General features: G+C 38.5%; 3 protein-coding genes. All 3 read right to left on the bottom strand.

What is annotated here, in order from left to right; genetic code table 11:
- Positions 1-3,476: Calx-beta domain-containing protein (locus EWV84_RS00160; protein ID WP_287075587.1), on the bottom strand; the 3,476-nt coding region annotated here is incomplete at its 3' end.
- Positions 3,477-3,488: 12 nt separating this feature from the next.
- Positions 3,489-3,800, bottom strand: coding sequence for a calcium-binding protein (locus EWV84_RS00165; RefSeq protein WP_287075589.1), 312 nt, complete (start codon positions 3,798-3,800; stop codon positions 3,489-3,491).
- A 531-nt stretch (positions 3,801-4,331) separates the two neighbouring features.
- The gene (locus EWV84_RS00170; protein WP_287075591.1) at positions 4,332-6,011 is read right to left on the bottom strand and encodes an ABC1 kinase family protein; all 1,680 of its coding nucleotides are present in this window, start codon (positions 6,009-6,011) and stop codon (positions 4,332-4,334) included.
- Between the last annotated feature and the right edge of the window lie 117 nt (positions 6,012-6,128).

Genomic DNA, 6,128 nt, shown 5'->3' on the forward strand with positions numbered 1-6,128 from the left:
TTGACGGTTTCTGCTGCTAGAGTTTGCCAACCTGGGTAGATATTTGTGGTAATCTGAGTCCCACTTATATTGATGGCGATGGGGTTATTATTGCCAATTTGGGTGTAAAGTTTATTAGTCGTGTCTTTGACTAATTTGGTGTTACCGAAAGCTTCGATTGGGGTGACACTGACATCATCATTGGTAATTGTTCCTAATCCTTGATTATCTGTAATCAGCGCATTGCTAGGATTAGAAAGATTAACCAAGAAAGTCTCATCGGGTTCAATTGCAGTATCACCATTGACTGAAATAATAATATCTTGGCTGATTTGTCCCGGGGTAAAGGTGAGAGTCCCTGTTTTAGCTATATAGTCGCTTCCTGCTGTTGCTGTGTTATTAGCAGTGGCATAATTTACGGTAATTGTTTGGGTACTTGTGGTTGACAATGTAACTTTAAATACCAGGTTGTTTGTTCCTGAATTGTTTTCTGCAATTGTCGGATTTGAGATAGTCAAGAATGGTTTATCCCAGTCGGCTGCTGTCCAGGTAGTTGTTGCTTGCCAAGTTTGGGGTGTCCATTCATCAATACTTTCCCAAGCATCTGCTGACCATTTAGTTGTAGCTTGCCAAGCATTATCTCCCCAGTCAGGTATGGCATCCCAAAAGTTATCAATTATCTCTGATTCTGTAGCTGTTGTTGCTAGTTGATAGCTATTTGCGTCCAGAAAAGATGATTCAAGCTTTAGAGGTGAATTGAATTGATTTGGATTTGATGGAGATAAACCAAGTTTCTTGTCAGACTGTCCAAAAATCGCCTCCCACGCATCTGAAGTCCAAGATTTAGCTGCGTTGTAAGCGGATGTTACTGCATCGGATATATTTCCAAGACCATTAATGGCAATTCCGATTGCTTGTCGATTCAGTTCAACGGTTCCACGATAAGTTAAAGCAGCAGCAAGTTCTGGCCCTATTATTGGAATTATAGAGAAGGCTACTTGAAGAGCAAAATAATCAGCATCAGGAAAATATGTAAACCTGTAACTACTTAAATCAGTAGTATTTCCGTTGGCAACTTTCCGAGTTAAATCTGTCGGCTTGGACAAATTAGTTCTTGTAATAGTTTGATTTAAGACGGGAACTGAATGTTTTTCAAAAGTAATTGCAGATGTTAGTTTTGAATATTTTTCTAAGTTCCAGACTCCACTCAGATATTTTGAACCTGCCATGCTAACCAAATCAGCCGAAGTTATGTAATGAGTGACACCTAAGTTATTAGTAGCGTTGAAATTAATGCCGGGTTGTTGAGAAATACCCGGACTATTGAAAGTAACAATCTTTCCGAGTTGTCCTGTATAACTACCTCCTACCCACTGACTTAATGCACCGCCTAAACTATGACCTGCAATATTAGGTTTTAGAGTCAATCCGCTTACAGGATTAGTTACTTCTGAAAGCCATTGATTGACTGCGGCTTTATTGTTAGTAAATTGATTATAGCCAATTCCTTCGGTTTCAGCATCACTTAATAGATCGTTAACAGATGAGAATTCAGTACCCCGAATCGCTAAAACAGGAGGTTTAGCAAGGTCATAAATTGTGCCATCAGTGAAGGTATAGGATTGCTTGGTGCTGGTGAGTTGGTTGATTAGATTCTGTCCAGCAGTATAGGCGGCGGTATTGTTACCGCCTGAAGTATTGGCAATATCTTGCAGTAATTTATTACTACTGGATGTAAATTCATTGGCATTAAGGGGATTGGCTAAAACCAGAAAGAATTTTTCATCAGAAGTTAAACCAAAAGCATCAAATCCTGTGGTAGAATCTTTGAAGACTTTATTGATACGATAGCCTTCGTAACCCAGGTCACTATAGTCATATTTCTTATCTACTTCTTTGCCTTTGTCTGTATCTGTCCAATTACGATAAGCGGTGTCTCTAGCCAAAATCTCAAAGGTTTGGTCGGTAGGAGGCGCACTTCCTAAAACGGTAATTTCTATTTGTTTGCTGGTTTCTCCTGGGAAAAAGGAGAGGGTTTGTTTGACAACATTGTCAAAATCTTTTAATTGGGTAGAGTCTATTGAATTGGCACTTCCATCAAGGGTATAGTAATCAACGGTTATGGGTTTATCATAGGTTGAGGACAGTTTAACCTCGAATGTAAGAACTTTTGTTTGATTAGTCCCTGCGGGAATATCGACCCACGCATTACTGACTGATATCGTTGGTTTAGGTGGAGGATTAGGTGAGGGTGGGAGTGCGGTAAAAGTCCCAATGTCCAATATATTTGGATATTCTTTGTTTGCAGTATTTCCACTAATAATACTATTTGAACTCCATTTACCAGAATTGGCAATACCACCACCGTTTTTATCGGCACTATTGCCAGTAATAATGTTATTCGTTAATGTTGATGTACCTACGTTGAGAATTCCCCCTCCAGAATTAGCCGTATTACCGCTTATTGTATTGTTGGTTATTGTTAATGTTCCCCAGTTGTAAATTCCCCCCCCTTGTTCACGAGCCGTATTACCAGATATTGTATTGTTGGTTAATGTTGATGTACCTCGGTTGAGAATTCCCCCTCCAGAACTAGCCGTATTACCGCTTATTGTATTGCTGGTTAATGTTAATGTACCTCCGTGGTTGTGAATTCCTCCTCCCAAACTAGCCGTATTACCAGATATTGTATTGTTGGTTAATGTTAATGTACCTAGGTTGTAAATTCCCCCCCCTCCCACACGGCCCCAATAACTGTATGCCTTATTACCAGTTATTGTATTGTTGTTTAATGTTAATGTTCCCCAGTTTTCAATTCCCCCTCCAACATCATAAGTCGTATTACCAGTTATTGTATTGTTGTTTAATGTTGATGTTCCAGCGTTGTAAATCCCACCTCCAACATTACCAGTTATTGTATTGTTGTTTAATGTTAATGTTCCGAGGCGTTCGTCGTTGGAAATTCCTCCTCCTGCTTTATTGCTGATATAGAGATTATTTAATGTAAGTCCATAATATTGATTATCTATAATAAAAAAATTCTGCCTCTGGTTCGGGATATAACTAGCATTATTAACAATAGAAGCTAGTGCTGTTCCATCAGCTTCAATGGTAATCGTACCATTCGTCCTCAAACTGCGATCGCCTGTTATCGTATCATTAACATAAGTCAATTCATAAGTCGTTCCTGATTTCAGCTTAATAATATAGGGAGTATTAGGACTGTTATTAGCAATTGCAACAGCATCCCGCAAAGATAAACCACTCCCAATAGTGGCACTACCATCATTCTCATCTATAGTAGTATTGACGATTAAAGTAATTGGTGCTGTTTGTTCAACCCCTATAAAATGTCCCCCTAAATTAATAACAGAACGATCATCTTCTGTTTGAATATAAGTTAACTCAGCCTCAGTTAAATTAACCCCTCTCACCAGATGAGAAAATAATTCTCCCTCATCCCCCGGTGTATCCACCCTATTAATTTGAGCATCCACATAATGCCCAATTTATTCTAAAATCACCGCAAACAAAGCATCTGAACTAGCAGAAGCAAAAAAGCTTTCAGATAGATATATCTTATTGGTGCTAATCCCATAAGCGCCATTTGCACTACCTAAAACACTGCTGTTGACAACCTCAATCTCAGGAAGTTGACTGAAATTTCGACTTTGCCACTGCTGTCGTAATTCTGTTGCCTTAACCACATCATAACTTGTGCCAAAAGCCATTTGCAAATTCGCCCAAAAGCCATCAGATTGAGCGAAATTAAACAAAATATCGTCAAGAGCAGGAATAATCGGCAACAGGGAAGAATTCATGATATTCACCAGAAGGGTTTACTGCGACTATTTTATGCAAACAATCGCCAATTTTTCAAGGGTACTATAACATAAATTAACATTGATTACCAGAAAACGGGTTTCTCAAAGAAAACGGGTTTCTAAATAGGGTTTGCTGAATAAATCTAAAAACTTTGTTGGATAAGGCTTTTAGACTTTTTTGACCTCAAAAAGTGCCGACCATTGGAGTGATTGAGGGGAAAATTCCGGGACTTTTTCCCTGAAAATTAGGTAATTGACCAGGTGAAAATGGGTAAAACCCCACACCCCACACCCCACACCCTACCACCACCGAAAAACTTTTTGCCGCAAACCCTAACTAAGGATAATCCGACCAGGGAACTAAGGGCTAAAGATTTTAACAACATTTTCTTGTCCTCTTGCTGCTGGGTGCAATGAAAACATTTTTATTATGATAATTTCTGGAAAATCTTGTCAACAGACAGCCCGTCAAACTTTAATTTTTGTTGCCGATAACAAAAACCATCTACTAATAAAAATGATAATTATTTACTTGTCTAACATTTTATCTAATCTTTCCTGAATTAATAAAGCCATGGAAGAACGCAGAAAAAATAAAGCAAATAACCCGGCTAAACTGAAGGGAATAATGGCCAGTTTGCTATAGTTGGTGTCTAATAAAAATATGGCTGAGATAATGCTAAATCCCAATAGACAGACATTAATTAATACTTTAATTCCCAGATAAATTCTTTTCAGAAGTCGTTCATTTTCCCGTGACTTAACTTGAAAAACTAAATTTCCTCGCTCGATTTTTTCCTCTAATTGACGGATCATTCTCTCGTTTTTATTACCTTTTTGCCATTGTTGTTTAAGAAAAGTGCGCGCTTGATTAGCTAGGGTAAGCATGGTGTTGGTAGTTCCTCCCGATACCGCTAGACTTTTCACAAAAGGTTGACTAGCTGCTAATAAATTATACTGGGGATCTAAAGAGCGGGCAATCCCATCCAAAGTGGTGACAGATTTAATAATAAAAGTCATTTGGGGAGGTAAGCGAAAAGGTTGCTGTTTAAACATTAAATACACTTGATCGCTAATTTGTTCAAAGGCCCTCACATCTACCGGTTTATCGCGAAATTCATCTAAGAGAAACTGCACGATATTTCGCACAGGTTGCAGGTCTCTAACAGGTTCAATTAACCCCATATACATCAAGGTTTTTAAGACTGTTTCCGTATCCTTTCTCAAGATAGCGAAAAAGGTTTCGATCATTTGATCTTTAGCGACGGACTTTAACTCGAACATCGTGCCGAAATCGTAGAAAATTAACTCCCCTTCCTGACTAACTGCCATATTACCTGGATGGGGATCTGATTGAAAAAAACCATCCTGTAATAGTTGTTTGAGATAGGAACATATCCCCAGTTGAATAATCCCATCTACGTTAATACCATTAGCTAGTAAAGTCTCTCGATCATCGACTTTAATCCCCGGCACATACTCCAAAGTTAGTACCCTGCGGGTGGTATATTGCCAGTAAACTAAAGGAACTTTTACCTGGGGATAATTCTTAAAATTTTCCCGAAAGCGATCGGCATTTTTGCCCTCATGAATATAATCGATTTCTTGAAAGAGTAGCTCAAAGAATTCTTGGTAGATAGCTTCTAAATTATATTTTTTCACCACGGGGAAAATATTTAACCAACGGGTGAGACGATGCAACAATTCAAAATCGAGATTAAATAGTCCTTCCAGATTCGGTCTTTGTACCTTAATAACGACATCTTCCCCACTTAATAACCGCGCTCGATGCACTTGTCCTAAACTGGCACAAGCGAGGGGAGACACGGTAAAACTTTCAAATAAATTATCTAGGGTTTGTCCTAATTCTGTTTCAATAACTCCGATCGCTTCTTGACTATTAAATTCGGGAACTCGATCCTGTAATTGGGTTAATTGTTCGATATATTCGAGCGGAATTAAATCTGCTCGCGTCGATAAAGATTGCCCAATTTTAATAAAAGTTGGTCCCAAATTTATCAGGCGATCTACTAACCATTTCGCTCTCCTTTGCCGTTTTTTGCCCCTATTAGCCCCCGTTAAACGATCCCAGAGCAAAAAAGTCAAAAACTGCATTGTAAAGCCAAATATCTCCAATTGACGAACAATCGGCGCTCGCAAGCTTTGCTGCCAATGTAAAGATTTGGGGGAATCAAAAGGAGTAAGCATCAGTTATCAGTTATCAGTTATCAGTTATCAGTTATCAGTTATCAGTTATCAGTTATCAGTTATCAGTTATCAGTTATCAGTTATCAGTTATCAGTTATCAGTTATCAGTTATCAGTT

This window comes from Microcystis sp. M_QC_C_20170808_M3Col, assembly GCF_007095505.1.
Lineage (GTDB): Bacteria > Cyanobacteriota > Cyanobacteriia > Cyanobacteriales > Microcystaceae > Microcystis.

Bases quoted from the DNA above. Each gene is read 5' to 3' on its own strand.
- EWV84_RS00165 (WP_287075589.1), bottom strand. From the start codon at position 3,800: ATGAATTCTTCCCTGTTGCCGATTATTCCTGCTCTTGACGATATTTTG.
- EWV84_RS00170 (WP_287075591.1), bottom strand. From the start codon at position 6,011: ATGCTTACTCCTTTTGATTCCCCCAAATCTTTACATTGGCAGCAAAGC.